The organism is Marinobacter halodurans (assembly GCF_004327985.1).
Lineage (GTDB): Bacteria > Pseudomonadota > Gammaproteobacteria > Pseudomonadales > Oleiphilaceae > Marinobacter_A > Marinobacter_A halodurans.
On the sequence record NZ_SJDL01000158.1, the window covers coordinates 1 to 971 of the forward strand.

2 protein-coding genes are annotated in these 971 nt (G+C 51.6%); both read right to left on the reverse strand.

Annotated elements, in window-relative coordinates:
- Positions 1-65: 65 nt before the first annotated feature.
- Positions 66-338, reverse strand: coding sequence for a PAAR domain-containing protein (locus tag EZI54_RS23910; RefSeq protein WP_131484342.1), 273 nt, complete (start codon positions 336-338; stop codon positions 66-68).
- Positions 339-511: 173 nt separating this feature from the next.
- Positions 512-823, reverse strand: a complete 312-nt coding sequence (locus EZI54_RS23915) for a DUF2695 domain-containing protein (RefSeq protein ID WP_131484343.1) — start codon at positions 821-823, stop codon at positions 512-514.
- Between the last annotated feature and the right edge of the window lie 148 nt (positions 824-971).

A 971-nucleotide genomic window follows, 5' to 3' on the forward strand; every position in this document is an offset into this window, starting at 1 on the left:
AAAGAGCGTGCAGGGTAGACTTTGACATGGCGTATCATTCCTCTGTTGGTTGTGATCTGGCGAGATCAACCAACAGGATACGCCACCTCTTCAACTTGCCTCCATACACCAGAAATCACCATAGCTCTGCCAAGGTAGGCCACCGGCATACCATCGGCTAACGCCAACGGGTAGCCCTGGGTAATGACCGCACCACAGCCGGTGGCATCACCAACGCGAGCGATAGGTTTACCTTCAACAAGGATGCTGGAGCCGTTTGGCATGATGGGGGAAGAGCTGTGCCCTTTGATCGGGCAAACGTGCATGTCGCCAACGCAGGCGGCAATCAGATTGCTCATGTTCAGAGTTCCTTTCTTTAATGAGTAGCGTCCTGGCTACCCGTGATTAAATATTGTCTAAAACGCGCGATTTTAGCATTGTTGGCACCACATAACGCTGAGGTAACCGGCGCCGGAGCGCCAGCGGAGGGAACCAAAAGCGCCACGCTTTTGGCGTCCGGTTGACCGCCTGGTTATGCATTTTCATCCAAATGCCAACCGACGATATCCCCAACATCGTCGTATACATTGAAGATAACCTCGCAGTCGCAAAAACCACCATGTTCTTGGAGCCAAGGCACTATTTTCTCGGGAACGAGATCGCGGGACCTCAGAAACTCGATTGACTCTTTGAGTGTATGGTCACAGGGTGGCGCGTCTTCTCGATTTAGGAAAGACAGCAACTCTTTCAAATCAACGATTTCCATGGGAATCGATGATTTGAGGGCATCCTGTTCGTTCTGTTTGAACTGAGCCTTTAACTTCTTCTTTTGATCTTTATCCATGACTACCGGTTAATCGTGCTGCATAACGCCAGCAATAAACGGCGCCCTGACAAGGGCGTCCGGTGGAGGCCGAAGGCCGGAACGAATTTGATTGCCTTGTTATACACAAGGCTACCAGCCCCACCAGCGTTCGACCCTGACAATGCCG